Origin of the sequence: Bacillus sp. AFS001701, from assembly GCF_002559405.1 — a bacterium.
Taxonomy (GTDB): Bacteria; Bacillota; Bacilli; order Bacillales; family Bacillaceae_G; genus Gottfriedia.
In genome coordinates, this window is the sequence record NZ_NTZO01000500.1 from 1 (window position 1) to 446 (window position 446).

A 446-nucleotide genomic window follows, 5' to 3' on the forward strand; every position below is an offset into this window, starting at 1 on the left:
TGCTTGATAATGTCCTGTGGCTTCTAGAATGATAGTAGGTTTAACTAATGTCTTGTTTTCTAAATCCTTTAAAAATTGTAGAAAGAAATTTAAACCTTCGCTTGTGTGATAAATTTTGAAGCTTTTTCCGTAAGGAATACTCTTATTTAAAAAGGCTTGTACTTCACTTTCTTCTTTTGAAACATCCAGACCAACTACTGGATTCATTTACATCTCTCCTTACCTCTTTTTTACCAGTAACCTCCAGCTCTTCTTATAGTTTCATAGCTTCGCTTGTTATTCGGGATCAAGTCCCAACCAGCCTCAAACATGTTTCTATAAGTAGAGGGAGAACAGTTTAGCGGACGGGATCATGGTCCCACTGGCAGTTACGTTCTACCCTGGCTACTGTAATCATATAGCCTATAAAAAATAGGTCAACCAGAAAATAAAATGTACCCTATAGA

The 446-nt window shown here is 36.5% G+C and carries 1 pseudogene; it reads right to left on the reverse strand.

The features are described 5' to 3' along the window. Positions 1-207: pseudogene (locus CN514_RS21685) on the reverse strand (IS110 family transposase); the annotation flags it as partial. Positions 208-446 lie beyond the last annotated feature (239 nt).